Raw genomic sequence first — 16,611 nt, 5'->3', positions numbered from 1 at the left:
ATACTCGCTGATGCGTGCCCTGAATGCGGCCGTCACCGGCGACTGGAAGGACGCCGGCTTCGAGCGCGAGCTGTCGATCGCCGTGGCCGACAAGGTCGGCAAGGAAGCCCGCGGCTTCTACGTGCCCCACGACATGCTGATGCGCTCGCTCTCGCATCACCCGATGCTGAGCCGCGGCCTCGATGTCGGCACCCCCGGCAAGGGCGGCGAGCTGGTGGCCACCGACCTGCGCGTCGACCAGTTCATCGACATCCTGCGCAACCGCACCGTGATCGCTCGTCTTGGCGCGCGGATGCTCTCCGGCCTCGAGGGCGACGTCGACCTGCCGAAGAAAGTCGGCAAGGGCAACTTCTACTGGCTGGCCGAGGGCGAGGACGTCGCCAACAGCGACTTCGACCTCTCCACCCTGAGCCTGAAGCCGAAGACCATCGCCGGCGCGATCCCGGTCACCCGCAAGCTGCGCAAGCAGGCCAGCATGTCGACCGAGGCGCTAATCATCGCCGACCTGATGGACGGCATCGGTGTGTCGATCGACCACGCGATGCTGCACGGCACCGGCGCGAACAACCAGCCGCTGGGTCTGCTCAACCAGACCGGCCTGGGCGCGGTTGAATACCCCAACGCAGGCTTCGACTGGGCGTCGGCTGTCGCGCTGGAGACCAAGATCTCCACCTACAACGCCGACATCGGCTCCCTGGCCTATCTGACCAGCGTGGGCCAGCGCGGCGCGGCGAAGACCAAGCAGGTCTTCGACGGCACCGGCGAGCGCATCTGGACCAAGGAAAACGAGGTCAATGGTTATAACGCCGTGGCCACCAACCAGATGACCGGCGACGACTGGCTGTTCGGCGACTTCAGCCAAGTGCTGATCGGTATGTGGGGCGTGCTGGATCTCAAGCCCGACCCCTACGCCCAGGCGGCCAGCGACGGCCTGGTGGTTCGCGTGTTCCAGGACGTCGACGCCAACGTGCGCCGTCCCGAGTCCTTCGCGGTCGGTACCCGCGCCGCTGCGGCGTAACCCTTCCTGACTAGCGGGCAGGCGTTTTGAGGGGCTTCGGCCCCTCCTTTTTCTCCACTCCATAGGAACACCCTCATGGCACAGCAAGAGATTGAGTTCGTCGAGATCATCGCCGACGACGACTTCCGCGCCGGCGGTAAAACCGTGAAGAAGGGCGCACCGTTCAAATGCACCAAGAACACCGCGAAACAGCTCGTCGCGGCCGGCCAGGCCCACTATCCGACCGAGGACGAGCAAGAGGTCGAGGACGAGAAGCCGGCCGACGACGGCAAGAAAGCCCCGGCCAGCACCGCGAAGAAGAGCGAGCCAGCTAAGTCATGATCGGCGACGACGACTGGGACAGCTTCTTCGATCCCGACGAGCTGGGTGTCCTGGTCGAGTTGCACGTTCCTGACCAGCGCCCGGTCACGGTGGGTGGCATGTGGAGCAAGCCGCATGGCCGCGAGACCTTGCGTCGGGCCTACACCAACGGCGCGGGACTGCGCGGCGAACCGGACGAGAAGCCATTGCAGATCGCCACGCGCGACCTGCCGGACGCCTGGCGGGAGACGCGGGTGGTCGTCGAGGGCGTCGCCTACGCCATCGGCGACGTGATCTCGCTCGGCAGGCTGCGTACCGACCTGCTGCTGACGCCCTGGCAAGAGAGGAGCGACACCCATGGCAGCTGGCTTCGCCCTTGATATCGACATGAGCGAGGCCCTGGCCCGCGCGCCGGACATCCTGAGCGCAGCGCGCCAGGAGCTCGACCGCGCCGCCGATCGTGCGCTGACGAAGACCGCCAAGTGGCTGCGCACGCACTCGGCGCGGGAGATCGGCCGCGAGCTGAGCATCATCCAGCGCCCGATCCGGATCCGCTTCAAGGTCTACCCGGTGCGCGGTCAGCGCGAGACCAAGCTGTGGATCGGCCTCGCGCCGCTGTCCGTGCACTACCTGGGCAACCCCCGCCAGACGCCAACCGGCGTCAGCGTGGGTCGCCACGACTACCGGAATGCGTTCGTCGACCCGATGAAGAGCCGCTCACCCATGGTGTGGCGGCGCAAGGGCCGCGAGCGGCTACCGATCGAGAAAGTCACCGAGGACTGGCAAGAGGTCGCCCAGCCGGTCATCCAGCGCTGGGAGCGCCGTGCCACGGCGCGCTTCGCCGAGATCTTCGAGCAAGAGGCCCGCTATGTCCTTAGCCGTGATTGAACAGCCGTCGGAGGTGTTCGACGGCATCGCCGACACCCTGATGGCTCGCATCGCCGGCATCACCGTAGGCAACTACGACGAGTTCAACGACGTGGTGGGCGACGCTATGGTGCTGATCGAGTTCGAGCAGTCGGCACCGGCGTCGCATTCCAACGACGGCCGCCCGGGCAGCCGGTACCGGATCACCCTGCATGGGGTGGTCGCCAAGCAGCGCCGCCGCGCGCCCCTGGAAGCCGTCAACCTGACCAATGCCCTGCAGCGCATCGTCGTTTCCAAGCGCGACCACCGCTGGGGATTCAGCCACCTGGCGATCGGCTCGCCGGAGAACGTCAGCTCGGCGCCCTCGATGTTCCAGGACGGTCGCAACGGTTACGAGGCCTGGGGCGTGTCGTTCGAGCAGGTGATCTATGTCGGCGAGCCGTTGGCCGATCCCGAGGCCACCCCGCTGGGCGAGCCCGGCATGCCGATGATCGTCTGGAACGCCAACGATCCTGACGACCCGCGCGACATCGACAACCCCGACGACTACAGGCCAGCCTCATGCGAGCTTTGATCGAGCAGCTGATCGCCGACCAGCTCGGTCCTTTCCAGGAGCGCATGGCCGAGGCGCAGTCAGGCGCCGACGACGCCCAGCGCCGCCTGCGCAACCAGGGGCGCATCGGCGTGATCTCGGCGGTGCAGGCCAAGCCGCCGCGCTGCAAGGTCAAGCACGGCGATAACGAAACGCCCTGGATCAAGTGGCTGACGCTGCGCGCCGGCACCACCCGCGAGTGGGATCCGCCGACTCTCGGCGAGCAGTGCCTGCTGCTCAATTATGGCGGCGGTGACGACGGCGCCCAGGTCGCCGCGCTGTGCGGGCTGTTCAGCGGTGCCCACCCCGCGCCCTGGGACAGCCTGGACGTGCACGGCCGGGAATACCCCGACGGCACACGCTTCAGCTACGACCACGCCGAGCACCGCATGACCTGGGATCTCGGCGCGACCATGATCGTCGCCGACCGCGACCAGATTCTGCTGTCGAGCAACGGCAGCACCCTGCTGATCGACGGCGGCGGCGTCCGCGTGAACGGTCAACGCATCGACCTCAACTGATAGGAGAGCACCATGCCGGCAGTCACTCGACTCGGAGATAGCTGCACCGGCCACGGTGCTTTTCCCCCGCGGGCCAGTACCGGCGGCAGCGGGGACGTCTACGCCAACGGCATCGCCGTGCATCGGCAAGGCGATGGCTGGGCCACGCACTGCAACCCCACCCCGAGCTGCCATGCGAGCAGCCTGGCCAGCGGATCCGGCAGCGTGTTCGCCAACGGCAAGCCGTTGGGGCGCATCGGTGACCCGGTCGCCTGCGGGTCGTCGGTGGCCAGCGGCAGCGGCAACGTCTTCGCGGGGGGCTGACCATGATCGGCATGGATCGACGCACCGGGCGCACCATTGGCGCCTGGGATCAATTCGTTTCGCGGGTGACCCAGGTGATGACCACCCCGCTGGGCGCGCGTGAGCACCGGCGCCGCTTCGGCTCTAGGGTGCCCGAGACCCTCGGTAAGAACATGAGCGACGCGCTGCTGTTGACCGCCCAGGCGCACGCCATCGACGCCTTCTACAACCCGGCCAACGGCCTCGGCGACTTTCGCGTCGAGAGCTGTGTGGCCGCCCGGCGCCCCGATGGGCCGGGCATCCTGCTCAAGTTTCGCGGCGTCTGGCGTCACGAGCGCGTGCAATTCGAGGTACAGACCTGATGCTGATTCCTGGCCAGAACCGACTCGCCGCCCCGGCGATCGTCGAAACGCCACCGTTCGAAGACCTCCTGGAGCGCTTCAAGCTGACGGTGGTCGACGCCATCGCCGCGGAGGATCCGGCGCTCGCCGCCGAAGTCGAGGCGGCGCTGGCCAACGAAGCCGAGGTGGCCACCAAGCTGCTCGAGGCGGCGACGGTGATCCTGCAGACCCAGACGCGCCACTACAACGAGCAGATCCAGCAGATGCTCGCCTGGTGGGCGAAAGACTCGAACCTCGACGCCAAGGTCGCCGACCTGGGACTGAAGCGTCAGACGGTGGACGAAGGCGATCCCGACGCCTTCCCCCCGGTACCGCCCGAGATGGAGGACGACGAGTCCCTGCGGCTGCGCTACTTCCTCGCGCCGTACTCCTTCAGCAACGCCGGCCCGCAGCTGGCGTATCGCTATCACGCCCTGACGCTCGGCAACCGCCCCGAGATCACCGTCGATACGCCGGAGGAAGGGGTGGTGGTGGTGACGCATCGCCTGCCCAGCGGCAGTGCGGCCAGCTGGGTCAAGGATGCCCTGGGCAAGCGCACCGCCCCCGGCGCGGTCACGGTCGCCGTGCTGTCGCGCGAGGGGAACGGCGCGCCCAGCGCTGAGCTGCTGGCCGAGGTCGAGAACTACTTCGCGCGCGATGACGTGGCGCCGGTCACTGACGACGTCACCGTGAGCGGTGCCGAGATCCTGCCCTGGTCCTGCCAGGCGGTGATGTGGATCAACCGCGGGCCGGATATCGCCGTCGCCCATGCCAACGCGGTGGCCAACGTACAGGCCTACGCCGACGAGCAGCACCGGCTGGGTGGGCACATCGAGACCACCATGCTGGCAGCGGCCATGCACAACGCGGGCGCGGTGCGGGTCGATATCGCGACGCCTGCTGACGCCCTGGTGGCCGATGACTTCAGCGCGCCGTACTGCACCGGCATCGACATCGAGGTGCGTCGGCTATGAGTGAGCGCTACAGCCTGCTGCCAACCAACGCCAGCGCTCTGGAGCGCGCTTTCGAGCGCGCCTTCGCCGAGCTGCTGGAAGAGGTCGACCCGCCGTTTCCGGAGCTGCTTGACCCGACCCGCACCCCTGTCAGCGCGCTGCCCTACTTGGCGCAGGACCGTGGCGTCGTCGAGTGGGAGGGCGATGCATCCGAGACGCTCAAGCGCCGCACGGTGCAGAACGTCTGGCCGATCCGCCGGCTGGCCGGGACGCGTGAAGGGCTTCGGCTGGCCGTCGACGAGCTGGACTACGACGCCGAGGTGCTCGCCTGGTACGACCCCAAGGCCTACTACACCGCGCCGTACAGCGTCGAGGTGCTGGCCTGGAAGCGCCAAGGAACGACGATCGATGCCTCGGTGCTCGAGCAGATGGAGCGCAACCTGGCGTATGCCAAGAGCGAGCGCGACGCGCTGACCCTGACGCTGGCCCTGAACCTCGAGATGGGCTTCGAGGTGCGAGCGGTGCTCGAGCCGACGGTCAGCTATCGGGACGATTCGCCCGAAGGGCAGACCTTCGACCCGCCGCCCATCTCGACGGGCCTGGCCCCGCGAGGGGCCGCGGGGCCGGCGACGGTCACGCTCGACGACCGGCGCACCGGGCGAATCAAGGCCAGTCCCGACGTATACGGCCGGCTCGGCCCGGTGGGCACCCTTGGCGGGGCGACAGTCTACGCCGACGGTCGCCCTTCGGCGCGCATCCAGGAGACGCCCGAAGTGCTGGGCACGCTGTCCCCGCTGGGCGTCACCGCGCCGCTGACCGCTGCGCTGGATTTGCGCGGCGCGGGCCGCGCGCCGGATCCCTTTATCGACCTGACCTTCCCGGGCTTCCGGCTTGCCGGGGCCGCTTACTGGACGTTAATCACTGACCACTACCCCAGGGCACAAACATGAGCGATGGCATTCTGCAGTACACCAATGTCGGCCTCGACGAGCTAATCTCGGCGAAGGGCCAAGGCATACAGGGCAAGATCACCCACGTCGCCGCGGGCACCCAGAAGTACACGCCCTCGTCGCTACAGACCGCGCTGCGCGACGAGCGGCAGCGCGTGGCGATCGCTGACTACGAGGACATGAGTTCGCGCGAGCTGCGCATCGCGGCGCGCTTCGATGGCGATCTCGAGTACGAGGTCGGCGAGGTTGGCTTCTTCCTGGAGAGCGGCACCCTGCTGGCCGTCTACTCCTCGCCGGGCACGACGCTGACCTACAAGTCGCCCAGCTCGCACTGGCTGCAGCGCTTCACGCTGGACCTCTCGCCGCTGCCGACCGACAGCGTGACCGTCGTCGTCGGCGTCGAGAACGTCAATCTGCTGCTGGCCGATGAACTGGCGGATATCTCGGCGGCGACGATCGGCAACATGGCCCGCCACGTCGACATGCTGTTTCGCGTGATGGATCTCGAAAAAGCCCGATAGGAGGTCGCGATGAGCGCACCGACGCTGACGATCACCGAGGGCACCACCTACGGCTTCGAGACCACCTGGACCAGCAACGACGAGGCCCGCACCCCGGTGGACATCACCGGCTGCACCGCGCAGTTCGCCATCACCCCGGCCAGTTCCCGGCGGCGGCTGGTCGACTGTACCACCGAGAACGGCGGCATCACCCTCGATGGACCGACCGGGCACCTGGCGGTGCGCATCGCGCCGGAAAAGACCGCCGGCAGCTACTCCAGCGCCTGGCAGGGCGCGCGCTATGAGCTGCGCGTGACCTTCCCCAGCGGGGACGTCTACAGCCTGCTGCGCGGCCAGGTGGAGTTGATCCAGGGGGTGATCGATGGCTGACGCCCAGGGCCGCATCGTCGTCACCTCTCCGGTGCAGCGGATCGTTACCGTCATCCAGGGCGACCAGGTCGTGGAGGTGCGCCAGACGCTGTCGCCGCATATCCAGGTGATCAGCATGGGCGTGCAGGGTCCGGTGGGTACCGTGGCCGAGCGTGTGCTTGACCGGGCCGCCGCCGCCGAAGCGGCAGCCGACGAAGCCATGGCCCTTGCGGAAGACACCGCCACCGACCTGGCGTCGCTGACCACCCAGCTGCGGGACGCATTTACCTACCACACGGGCGTGATCTCGGCCCAGGAGTAACCGATGGCACTGACCAACCCCATCACCGCGCTGATCGACGCGGTGAACAACTTCATGGGGGTCGTCGACGGCAAGCTGCGCAACAAGGCCAACAGCGCTGACGTGTATTCGCGCGCCTACCTCGACAGCCCCGCGAACACGATCGGCGGCAACGCCGCCACGGCCTCGAAGCTGCAGACGGCGCGGACGTTTGCCCTGGGCGGCGACGCCACCGGATCGGTGACCTTCGACGGCGGCGCCAACGTCACCCTGACGGTCAGCGTGCCGGCACTGGCCGACAAGGCCGACGCCGCCGATACCCTGACGACTGAAGAGGTCGACGCGCGGATTCAGGCGGTAATCGGCGCCGCGCCCGACGCGCTCGACACGCTCAATGAGATCGCCGCTGCGCTGGGGGATAACCCCAATTTCGCGACGACGATGACCACGGAGCTTGGTAAGAAGGCCAACAAGCTCGACGTCTACGACAAGACCACTGCCGATGGCCGCTTCCTGGCGATCGGCGCCCAGGCCGCCGATGCCGCGAAGCTCGGCGGGCAACTCCCCAGCCACTACGCCACCGCGCAGAGCGTCACCGACCTCGAAGCGGAGGTAGTTAGTGGATTCAACCAACTCGCGCAGGCGTTCAATGACGGCGCTGCGCTGATCAATGGCACTACCGGAGCATAACGCCCATGAGTCTCGAGCAGACGATTGCAGATCTCGTAGCCGCGTCGAACAACCTGACCGGCACGATCAACAGCAAGATGAATGAGATCGACCAGAAGGTCGATGAAGCCACAGATGCGGTTCCATCAACTATTCGCGCGCTCTCTAAACAGGTTTTTTATGTAGACGCTGAATATGGGAGTGACAATGCAGAAGGAACTAGCCAAGATCCCATTAAGACAATTTCGGAGGTTGGAAAAAGAGCGGTAAACGGCTCTTCTATTTCTATCAATCTTCGGTCTGGGCAGATTCATGAGGTTAATGGTTTTGGGTTCACCGTAGAAACCGGGATGATTGGATTCTACGCATGGGGAAGCACTACAGGCGTTGGGCTTCCGGAAATTAAATTCACTCCAAAGTACGTTGAGTCAGAAGGTCGCTTCCTTGGTTATGTGGCAGGCATTAGCACTGGGAATATTCTTGTCAGGTTCTGCAAGCTGACGACATCTTTCGATTCGTCCCTGGGCGAGATTTACAGCGGTACGTCTTTTTTCGCTTATACAAACAGCGCAATTTCTGTCGTTATCTACCGATCTGAGATTTCTCTTAAGAATGCGCCTCTTATCTCGGTTTATAGTGGGTATGCAGGGCGAGATTTGTTCTTGTCTAGTACAAGTGTCGGTGTCGTTGAGAACGCTAACAACGGGGCAAAGCTAGTTGCCAACAGGAATAGCACGTTCCATTCGATGAAACTTGATGTTTATAACGTAACGTTAGAGGGGGGCTTGGCGTGGTCAGATGTGATTGATTATTACGCTGACAAGCGAAACCTTCTAACCAACCTGGAACTGGTTTAAAAAGGGGTCACGATGATTATTGGTAAAATCGAACATAATGGGGCGAGTCACTTCAATGTCGACAGCGAAAATACATCGCTCCCAGCCGACGTCGTCCAACAGGCCTTGCTCGATCAGGCCTGGGCGCTGATTCGCGACAAGCGCGACAGCCTGCTGCGCGAGTGCGACTACTCGGTCATGCCAGACTACCCCATAACCGAAGCGCAGAAAGCAGAGGTGACGGCCTACCGCCAGGCGCTGCGCGACATTCCCGAGAGCTTCGCCTCGCCGGACGCGGTCGAGTGGCCCGCTAAGCCGGAGATCCTGACGCAATGAACCGCACACACCTCGAGCACGCGATTGTCGCCCTGGTGATCCAGCTGGCTCTCTGGCCGCTGTTCGGCCCTTGGGCGGCCGCCGCGGTTGCCTGTGCGGTGTTCCTGGGCCGGGAGATCGCCCAGCACGAGTATCGCCTGGCGATCTGGCGCGGCTGGAAGTGGGGCGGGCCTAAGCCGGTGCATTGGCACGAAGGTCTGTGGCGTGGCTGGACGCGCGACTCGGTGTTCGACCTGCTCGCGCCCCTGGTCGTCTGCCTGCTGGCCGCCTGGCTCGTCAGCCGTTACCTGCCGCCGCTGTAGGCGCCTGACCCCGAACCCACCCACCGCCGCCCGGCGGTTTTTTTATGCCTGGAGATCGTCATGGCTGAGAGCCAGAAGCGTCGCAAGTACCGCGTGCGCGTGCCCTTCCCCCATCGGGGCGGGCACTGGACGCAGAAAGACCAGGAGCTCGAGCTCCTGCGTTGTGAAGCCGACCAGCTCGTGCGCGCAGGGCGCCTCGAGCCGGTGAAATCCACCAAGGCCACCCCGGCCGCCAAGAAAGGCGAGTAACCGATGCCTGAGATCCCGAATTTTGACCACAATGGCATCTCGATCAATACGACCGAGCCGCCGGCGCCGATGGGGCCGCTCTCCGGCACGATTCCCGGCTGGGTGGGTACCGCGCCCGATCGCGACGCCAGCCTGCCGCTGAACGTGCCGATCCGCATCGCCAACCCGAAGGACGCCGCGCTGTTGGACACCCTCGGCGACGAGGCCGGCACGCTCTACCACGCGGTGATGCAGACGCTGAAGAAGGCGCAGTGCGTCCAGTACGTGGTGATCGTCGAGGAAGAGACCACCGCCGAGGGCGACCCCGACCTGGCTGCGACCACCGCCAAGATCATCGGCGGCGTCGATTCCACCAGCGGGCAGAAGACCGGCATCTCGGCGTTGCCCACCGCCGCCGAGGTGCCTAACGTCATCGCGGCGCCGGGCTTCAGCCACCAGAAGGAAGTGATCGATGCACTGGCCAGCATGGGCCGCCGGATCCGCGCGCGGGTGCTGGTGGACGCGCCCGACGACTCCGTCGATGGCGTGACCACTTTCAGCGACACCCTGGGCGGCGAGGGCCTTGGCTACGAGGCCGTGTACATGGCCTATCAGCAGTGCCAGGTGTACTCGAAAGCCGCCCTGGGCCAGATCTTCGTGCCGCCCAGCACCATGGCCATGGGCTGCTTCGCTGCGGTCAAGCCGTGGGAGAGCCCGGGCAACCAGGGCGTGTACATCGACGGCGTGAGCCGCGATATCGACTACAACATCCTGGACAAGACGCACGAGGGCGACTTGCTCAACCGCTACGGCGTGAGCTACTTCGCGCGCACCTCGCTGGGCGGCTTCTCGCTGATCGGCAACCGCGCCCTTGATGGGTCGTTCATCTCGCACACCGGCCTGGCCGACGAGATCGCCCGCAAGCTGTGCAAGACGGCCCAGCGCGCCATGGCGAAGAACCTCGACATGGCGTTCATGCGCCAGGAGCTTCGCCGGATCGACAACTTCGGCCAGAACCTGGTCGCCCAGGGCGTGCTGCCCATCTTCGAGTGTTACCTGCACCCGACCCTGAACACCGTCGACGAGTACCGCAACGGCACCTGGTACATCGTGCTCAATTACGCGCGCTACTCGCCCAACGAGCACATGGTCTACCAGCTCAACGCCTCGGAAGACCTGATCGGCACCTTCGTGGAGAACATGCTCAATGGCTGAACGTACACGCCGCATCCTGGCGGCAACCCTGCAGGGGTACCCGCTCCTCGAGGAGATCGAGGAGTTCACCCCGACCAACATCGAGAAGACCATGGAGGCGTCACGCGGTGGGCGCTTCGTCGCCCGCGAGCTGATGGTCGGGCTGGAGAACATGGCCTCTTCGATCGTGCTCAACGGCGCCGACTCGGCGCTGTTCGCCGACCTCAGCCCGCAGGCCGGCGAAGACGTCGAGCTCTACGTCCGCGAATCGTGGGAGACCGAGGACGGAGAGGCCGTCTCGGTGAAGCACGAGATCACCGGCACGGTTAACAAGGTGGAGTCGCGGGCGGTCAAGATGGGCGAGTTCCCCCAGCGCACCATCGAATTGGCGGTGATCGCCAGCAAGCGCACCGAGGGCGACACGCTGATTCACGACATCAACGTGCGCACCCAGAAGGTGGATCTCGGCCAGGGCGACCTCATGGAGGCCCACCGCCGCGCCGCCGAGGTGTAACCCAGTCCGCCACCGCAACACGCGCCGCCCCTGCCACGCGCCGGGGCGGCGTTTTTTCTGCCTGCCTGAAGGATTCTGACCCATGACCACCTGGACGCCCGAACCGATCACCCTGACCTGGCCAATCGAGCACGATGGCAAGCACCTCGACTCGCTACCGCTGCGCCCGGTTACCAAGGCCGAGTATGACGAACACATCGTGCCGCTGGACAACGGCACCCAGCAGTTCCTGGCTATGGCTGCGCTGTCCACCGGGCTGCCCGAGAAGGCGATAAAGCAGCTCAAGCGCCCCGACTTCAACAGCCTGGCCGCGTGGCTGCGCGAGATGAGCGGCAAGAGCGCCGACGAGTTCCGCGAGATCACCGACCCCGACGCGCCCGAGCTCCTGGTGCCGATCACCGGCGACGACGGTCGCCAGATCGACCGGGTGACGCTCGAAGTGCCGGGCCTCGAGGCGACGATCCTGATGGAGAAGAAGCCCAACCTCGAGGACCAGAACTGGTTCATCAACATTCACTGCACCGGGCTCTCGCGCAGCGAGCTGGGCCGGCTCTCGCTGCCGGACTGGAACCAGATCCAGGCGAGGATTACCCGTTTTTTGGCCGACACGGGGGACTGCTTTCGCGGCGTGACATCGACACGCTGACCGACGTGATCCCCCTGGTCTACCACGTCAGCGAGGCAGAGATCCTGACGTGGAAGCCTGACAAGGCCCTGCGGCGCTACGACCTGGCGCTGCAGCGGCTCAACCCCAAGCGGCGAGGGTAGCCGATGGCTGAATCCAGATACTCCATACGCCTGGCCGCGCAGGACGCCTTCAGTAGCACGTTCCGCGACTTCGAGGGCGCCTCCGATGAGGTCCGCGAAGCGGTGCGCGACCAGCAGAAGGAACTGCGCGCGCTCAACCGTGCGGCGCGTGATATCGACGGCTATCAGCGGCTAGAGACAAGGCTAGATGCAACAAAGACCGAGCTGGCCGCCGCGCGTGCTGAGCAGGTGCGCCTGGGCCGCGAAGTCGAGCAATCAGAGCATCGTGTCGGCGAGCTGGCAGCGCAGTACGATACGGCTCGCGTCACGCTACAGCGCCTCGAAGAGGCAACCGAAAGCAGTGCCGCAGAAGTCAAAGCAGCGCGTGTCGAGCATAACCGCCTGGAGCGGGAGCTGAATGCTGCCGAGCGTGCCGAGAGATCGCTGACGACACAGCGGGACAAGTCGGTCGCCAAGGTCAAGACGCTGGAGAGCGCCGAGCGTGGCCACCGCAATGAGCTGGACCGCGTCGGCCGATCGCTGACCGACGCCGGCGTCGACACTAACAACCTGGCCGAAGAGCAGCGGCGCCTCGAGCGTTCCATCGAGAGCGCCAACGGCGCCCTGCAGAGTCAGCGTGGCCGACTGGAGGCGGTGCGCGACGCCCAGGGGCGCATCGATGCCAACCGTAACGCCCGGGCCGACCTGCGCGGCCGGGCAGTGGAGACGGCGGCGCTGGGCTATCTGGCGTCGCGCCCGATCAATCAGGCGATGGACGTCGAGACCGCTGCGGCCGAGTACGCCAAGGTGGCCAACGGCGTCACGCCCGAGCAGATCCAGGCGATGGCCTCGGCCAACCTGCGCATGTCCACCGAACGGCAGTTCGCCGCGGCCCAGCTGAGCGCGGTCGATCTGTTTCGCATCCAGGCCTCGGCCGCTCAGGGCGGCATCGCCAACGAGGAGGTGATGCCGTTCACCCGCACCGCCGCGACCATGGCGGCGGCGTTCGACATGACCGCCGACGATGCCGGCGACACGCTGATGGCGTGGCGTGCCGGCATGGGGCTCAACCAGGAGCGGGCCAACCTGCTGGCCGATGCCAGCAACGAGCTCGGCAACACCTTCAACGCCCAGTCGGGGGATATCGCCGACGTGCTGCGTCGCCAGGGTGCGGTGGCGATGTCGTCTGGCTTCACCGAGCTGCAGACCGCCGCCCTGTCGGCGGCGCTGCTCAACGGCGGCGCCTCGCGGGAAGTGTCGGCGACCGCACTCAAGAACATGACCGGCGCGCTGACCAAGGGCGAGGCAGCGACCGGCACGCAGAAGGACGCCCTGGCGTCGTTGGGCTTCGATGCGGTCGACCTGGCCAGCTCGATGCAGAGCGATGCCGTGGGCACGACGCTGCGGGTGATCGAGGCGCTGCAGGCCGCGCCGCCCGAACAGACCTCGGCCCTGGTGTCGCAGCTCTTCGGGGAGGAGAGCAAGGGCGCGCTCATGCCCCTGCTGGCCAACACCGACGCGCTACGCCAGGCGTTCGCCCTGGTGGCCGACGACCAGGCCCTGGTCGGCTCGATGGCAGAAGAGGCGGCCGGGCTCTCCGATACCTCGCGCACCACCTGGAACCGGCTGATGTCGACCTTCGGTCGCCTGACCGCGATCGTCGGTACCGCCATGCTGCCGGCGTTCGAGGCGGTGGCCAACCCGGTCGCCGATGCCGTCAACCTGGTGGCCGACTTCGCCGAGGAAAACCAGGGGCTGGTGGGCGTGCTCGCCGCCGGGGCGGCGGGCATTGTCGCCCTCAAGACGGCCGCGCTCGGGCTTCAGTTCGGCAAGCTGATGCTGGGTCAGGGCGCGAACTACGCCCGGCTGGCCCGGGCGCGCTCGAGCCTTAACACCCGCCAGGCGCAGACGGCCCGCGCCGCAGACGGCGCCACGCGCCGGCTGAACATGGCCATGAACATGCTGGGCCGTGGCGGTGCTGCCGGCGCTGCCGGTCGCCGGGCTCGCTCGGCGGGCCGTGCAACTGGCGGGGCGCCACGCCGGGCTACGCTGCCGGCAGCGAACACCCGCATGGCGGGCATGACCTTTTCCCCGGTCGCGGGGACGCCGCCGACGTCTGCACCTGCGCCCGCCAGAGCCACGCAGGGGTGGCGGGCGCGCATGGGCGGGCTGTTCCAGCGAGGAGGCGCCTCGCAAGGATCGACCTTTGCCCCGGTGGCGGGAGCGACACCAGCAGCGTCTCCGGCGGCTGCCGGCAATGCCGCGCGCGGCTGGCGTGGCAGCCTATCCCGCGTGGGTGATCTGGCCAACCGGGCAGGCAATAGCCGTGTGGCCCGCTGGGGTGGTCGTGCCGCCGTGCCGCTGATGCTGCTGGGCGGTGCCGCCCAGGCAGCCCACGCCGCTGGCGAGGGTGATGCCGAGGGCGTCGGCAGTGCCGTGGGCGGCATGGCCGGAGGCCTGGGTGGCGCCTGGGCCGGTGCCGGTGCCGGCGCGGCGCTGGGCACGATGATTCTGCCCGGCGTCGGTACCGCCGTGGGCGGCGCTGCGGGCGGTCTGATCGGCGGGATCGCCGGATCCGAGGCCGGTCAGTGGATCGGCGAGAAGGCGGGCGGCTTCTGGAACTGGGCGACCGGCAACGATGAAGAGCCCAGGGCGGCGCTGGATCCGGCAGCCGTGAATGCGGCGGCCCATGTCGGCGCAACGCCGGCGCCGCAGATTGCGCCCGAGGCGTTCGTCTCTGCCCACCAGGTGGCGGCGGCCAGCCAAGGGCCGCAGCCGCCGGCGCAGATCTCGCCCGAAGCGCTGATCGCAGCCAACCGGGTGGCGTCTCCCGAGGAGGCGGCCCGCGAGGTCACCGAGAACACCGACAACCGCACGATCGCGCCGTCGTTCGACATCAAGATCGAGTCGAGCGGCGACCCGGCCCGTGACGAGGCGCTGCTCGACCGGCTGATGGAACGGCTACGCACCGAGCTGATGCCGATGCTCCAGGGCGGCGGGCTGGATGTTCGCCTGGACGCATCGCTAACCGACGGAGGGGCCTGATATGGCGCGACAGCAGTTATCGCTGGGCGGCTTCGTGTTCAGCCAGCAGGGCGAGTTCGCCTACGAGACGCTGGAGCGCAAGTCGTCCGGCGGCTGGCAGCGGATCGACATCGTCAACGCCAAGCCGCGGGCGCACAACACCGGCCAGGGCGCCGAGACGGTGCGCCTGCGCGGCACGGCGTTCTATGCCTACGGCATGGACAAGCTCGACGAGCTGCGCGAGCTCCAGGGCAAACGCGAGCCGCTGACCCTGGTCGATGGCCGCGGGGTGAACTGGGGTCGCTGGACGCTCGACGACCTGAGCGAGAACCAGGAGCGGGTCATCGACGACGGCACGGCCATGGTCATCAAGTGGGAGATCCTGCTGACGGAGTACATCGATGAGGAAGATCCGCAGCCGGGCGGGTGATACCGCCAACGGCATTCTGTACCGGGAGACCGGGCGCTATGACGACGCCGCCGAGGAAGCGCTGTGGCAGGCGAACCCGGGCCTGGCGGCCTACGGGCCGACCCTGCCGGCCGGCATGACCGTCTACGTGCCCGAGATCGAGGAGACGCCCACCCCGGCGAAGGTGACCAACGTATGGGACTGATGGGATACACGCCCCTCGTCGAGGCCGACGGCGCCAACGCGGGCTTGATCAACTCCCGCCTGATCCGCTGGGAGCGGGTCGACGCGGCGGGCCTGGAATCCGACCGGCTGACCCTGGTGGTGGACACCGAGGGACTGGACGGCCTGCCCAGCGACGGCGGGCGCATCCGCTGGCGTGAGGGCTACGCCGAGACCGGACTGTGGGACAAGGGCGCGTTCCGCGTGACCCGCACCACCCCGCAGCTCTTCCCCATGGCCATGCACATCGTGGCCACCGCCGCGCCCTTCGAGGCGCAGGACGAGAGCGCCTTTCGCCAGCGCCGCTCGGCGAGCTACGGGCCGACCACCCTGGGCGAGATCTTTCGCCAGCTGGTACGCCGGCACGGCTTCGAGCCGCGCATCGCGGCCGAGCTCGACGCCGTGGCCATCGAGCACGTCGACCAGGCCGACGAGACCGACATGGGCTTTCTGACGCGCGTGGCGGCCCGCCACGACGCCGTGACCAAGCCGGTGGAGGATCTCTACGTCCTGGCCAGGCGTGGCCAGGTGAAGAGCGTCAGCGGGCAATCGCTGCCGCCGGTCACGCTCTCGGTACCGCAGGACAACCGCCCGGGCACCGGCAGCTTCGTGACCGCCTCGGTCGATCGCTCGGGCCGCCAGGAGTTCGCCGGCGTGCGGGCGACCTGGTACGACGACGAAGCCGCCGCGACGGTGACGGTGGAAACGGGAGAGAAGCCGTTCAAAGCACTGCGGCAGCAGTACCAGAGCGAGGACGAAGCCCGGGCCGCCGCCCAGGGCGAGCAGCGCAAGCTGAACCGGCAGGCGGCGAAGATCACGATCGACGCGCCCGGCGACCCCCGCTTCGTCGCCGAGGGGCTGATCACCCTGGACGACACCTGGCCGAGCCACATGCGGGGCACCTGGTCGGTCGACAAGGTGACGGCGCGCGGCGAGAAGAGCGGCTATCGCTGCCGCATAGAAGCGACCTGGCCGGAAGGCCAAGAGTAGATGGAGGGCTCCCTGGCGGTGCGGACACACCACCAGGGCGCTAACACACTCGCGTGCACCGAGTGGGCCAGCCATGGCCCCCCATGCCCGTACAGGCGCCGGGGAGG

General features: G+C 67.1%; 25 protein-coding genes. All 25 read left to right on the top strand.

Translation table 11 applies throughout. The features are described 5' to 3' along the window. The coding region (locus IOC61_RS00240) for a phage major capsid protein (protein WP_195686897.1) at positions 1-1,018 on the top strand (1,018 nt) is incomplete at its 5' end. A 75-nt stretch (positions 1,019-1,093) separates the two neighbouring features. Continuing rightward, positions 1,094-1,339, top strand: coding sequence for a hypothetical protein (locus IOC61_RS00235; RefSeq protein WP_195686896.1), 246 nt, complete (start codon positions 1,094-1,096; stop codon positions 1,337-1,339). After that, the gene (locus IOC61_RS00230; protein ID WP_195686895.1) at positions 1,336-1,698 is read left to right on the top strand and encodes a hypothetical protein; all 363 of its coding nucleotides are present in this window, start codon (positions 1,336-1,338) and stop codon (positions 1,696-1,698) included. Before IOC61_RS00235 ends, IOC61_RS00230 begins: the two co-directional genes overlap by 4 nt. Continuing rightward, entirely contained in the window at positions 1,676-2,206 is a 531-nt protein-coding gene (locus tag IOC61_RS00225) for a hypothetical protein (RefSeq protein ID WP_229332826.1), read from the top strand. Before IOC61_RS00230 ends, IOC61_RS00225 begins: the two co-directional genes overlap by 23 nt. After that, positions 2,187-2,759, top strand: a complete 573-nt coding sequence (locus IOC61_RS00220) for a hypothetical protein (RefSeq protein ID WP_195686894.1) — start codon at positions 2,187-2,189, stop codon at positions 2,757-2,759. The genes IOC61_RS00225 and IOC61_RS00220 overlap by 20 nt, the downstream gene beginning before the upstream one ends. After that, a complete protein-coding gene (locus IOC61_RS00215; RefSeq protein ID WP_195686893.1) occupies positions 2,747-3,298 on the top strand; it encodes a phage baseplate assembly protein V in 552 nt (183 codons plus the stop codon). Before IOC61_RS00220 ends, IOC61_RS00215 begins: the two co-directional genes overlap by 13 nt. Positions 3,299-3,310: 12 nt before the next feature. Continuing rightward, positions 3,311-3,601, top strand: coding sequence for a PAAR domain-containing protein (locus tag IOC61_RS00210; protein WP_195686892.1), 291 nt, complete (start codon positions 3,311-3,313; stop codon positions 3,599-3,601). 2 nt (positions 3,602-3,603) lie between these two features. Further along, positions 3,604-3,942 (top strand): phage baseplate protein, encoded by a 339-nt coding sequence (locus tag IOC61_RS00205; RefSeq protein ID WP_195686891.1) that lies wholly within the window; start codon positions 3,604-3,606, stop codon positions 3,940-3,942. Next, the gene (locus tag IOC61_RS00200; RefSeq protein WP_195686890.1) at positions 3,942-4,934 is read left to right on the top strand and encodes a baseplate J/gp47 family protein; all 993 of its coding nucleotides are present in this window, start codon (positions 3,942-3,944) and stop codon (positions 4,932-4,934) included. Before IOC61_RS00205 ends, IOC61_RS00200 begins: the two co-directional genes overlap by 1 nt. Further along, entirely contained in the window at positions 4,931-5,863 is a 933-nt protein-coding gene (locus tag IOC61_RS00195; protein ID WP_195686889.1) for a phage tail protein I, read from the top strand. The genes IOC61_RS00200 and IOC61_RS00195 overlap by 4 nt, the downstream gene beginning before the upstream one ends. Continuing rightward, positions 5,860-6,384 (top strand): hypothetical protein, encoded by a 525-nt coding sequence (locus IOC61_RS00190; protein WP_195686888.1) that lies wholly within the window; start codon positions 5,860-5,862, stop codon positions 6,382-6,384. The genes IOC61_RS00195 and IOC61_RS00190 overlap by 4 nt, the downstream gene beginning before the upstream one ends. A gap of 9 nt (positions 6,385-6,393) precedes the next feature. Next, entirely contained in the window at positions 6,394-6,753 is a 360-nt protein-coding gene (locus IOC61_RS00185) for a DUF7264 domain-containing protein (RefSeq protein WP_195686887.1), read from the top strand. Next, a complete protein-coding gene (locus IOC61_RS00180; RefSeq protein WP_195686886.1) occupies positions 6,746-7,054 on the top strand; it encodes a hypothetical protein in 309 nt (102 codons plus the stop codon). The genes IOC61_RS00185 and IOC61_RS00180 overlap by 8 nt, the downstream gene beginning before the upstream one ends. A 3-nt stretch (positions 7,055-7,057) precedes the next feature. Beyond that, a complete protein-coding gene (locus IOC61_RS00175; RefSeq protein WP_195686885.1) occupies positions 7,058-7,723 on the top strand; it encodes a hypothetical protein in 666 nt (221 codons plus the stop codon). A 5-nt stretch (positions 7,724-7,728) separates the two neighbouring features. Continuing rightward, the gene (locus IOC61_RS00170) at positions 7,729-8,559 is read left to right on the top strand and encodes a hypothetical protein (RefSeq protein WP_195686884.1); all 831 of its coding nucleotides are present in this window, start codon (positions 7,729-7,731) and stop codon (positions 8,557-8,559) included. Between the two features lie 12 nt (positions 8,560-8,571). Then, complete coding sequence (locus IOC61_RS00165; RefSeq protein WP_195686883.1) at positions 8,572-8,874, top strand: tail fiber assembly protein; 303 nt, start codon at positions 8,572-8,574, stop codon at positions 8,872-8,874. Then, positions 8,871-9,176, top strand: a complete 306-nt coding sequence (locus IOC61_RS00160) for a hypothetical protein (RefSeq protein WP_195686882.1) — start codon at positions 8,871-8,873, stop codon at positions 9,174-9,176. The genes IOC61_RS00165 and IOC61_RS00160 overlap by 4 nt, the downstream gene beginning before the upstream one ends. 60 nt (positions 9,177-9,236) lie before the next feature. Further along, positions 9,237-9,425 (top strand): hypothetical protein, encoded by a 189-nt coding sequence (locus IOC61_RS00155; protein WP_195686881.1) that lies wholly within the window; start codon positions 9,237-9,239, stop codon positions 9,423-9,425. 3 nt (positions 9,426-9,428) lie between these two features. Further along, entirely contained in the window at positions 9,429-10,619 is a 1,191-nt protein-coding gene (locus IOC61_RS00150; RefSeq protein WP_195686880.1) for a phage tail protein, read from the top strand. Next, the gene (locus IOC61_RS00145; protein ID WP_195686879.1) at positions 10,612-11,112 is read left to right on the top strand and encodes a phage major tail tube protein; all 501 of its coding nucleotides are present in this window, start codon (positions 10,612-10,614) and stop codon (positions 11,110-11,112) included. Before IOC61_RS00150 ends, IOC61_RS00145 begins: the two co-directional genes overlap by 8 nt. Positions 11,113-11,194: 82 nt before the next feature. Continuing rightward, the gene (locus tag IOC61_RS00140) at positions 11,195-11,758 is read left to right on the top strand and encodes a phage tail assembly protein (protein ID WP_195686878.1); all 564 of its coding nucleotides are present in this window, start codon (positions 11,195-11,197) and stop codon (positions 11,756-11,758) included. Between the two features lie 125 nt (positions 11,759-11,883). Continuing rightward, positions 11,884-14,904, top strand: coding sequence for a phage tail tape measure protein (locus tag IOC61_RS00135; protein ID WP_195686877.1), 3,021 nt, complete (start codon positions 11,884-11,886; stop codon positions 14,902-14,904). Position 14,905: 1 nt separating this feature from the next. Further along, positions 14,906-15,313 carry a phage tail protein gene (locus IOC61_RS00130; protein WP_195686876.1) on the top strand — a complete coding sequence of 136 codons (408 nt, stop codon included), beginning with the start codon at positions 14,906-14,908 and terminating at the stop codon, positions 15,311-15,313. Continuing rightward, on the top strand, positions 15,285-15,497 hold the full coding sequence (locus tag IOC61_RS00125; protein ID WP_195686875.1) for a tail protein X: 213 nt from the start codon (positions 15,285-15,287) through the stop codon (positions 15,495-15,497). The genes IOC61_RS00130 and IOC61_RS00125 overlap by 29 nt, the downstream gene beginning before the upstream one ends. After that, complete coding sequence (locus tag IOC61_RS00120) at positions 15,488-16,504, top strand: contractile injection system protein, VgrG/Pvc8 family (protein WP_195686874.1); 1,017 nt, start codon at positions 15,488-15,490, stop codon at positions 16,502-16,504. The genes IOC61_RS00125 and IOC61_RS00120 overlap by 10 nt, the downstream gene beginning before the upstream one ends. Positions 16,505-16,611 lie beyond the last annotated feature (107 nt).

It is taken from the genome of Halomonas sp. KAO, from assembly GCF_015595025.1.
GTDB lineage: Bacteria > Pseudomonadota > Gammaproteobacteria > Pseudomonadales > Halomonadaceae > Halomonas.
The sequence above is the reverse complement of the archived record's forward strand: the minus strand, read 5'-3'. Positions and strand labels throughout refer to the sequence as shown.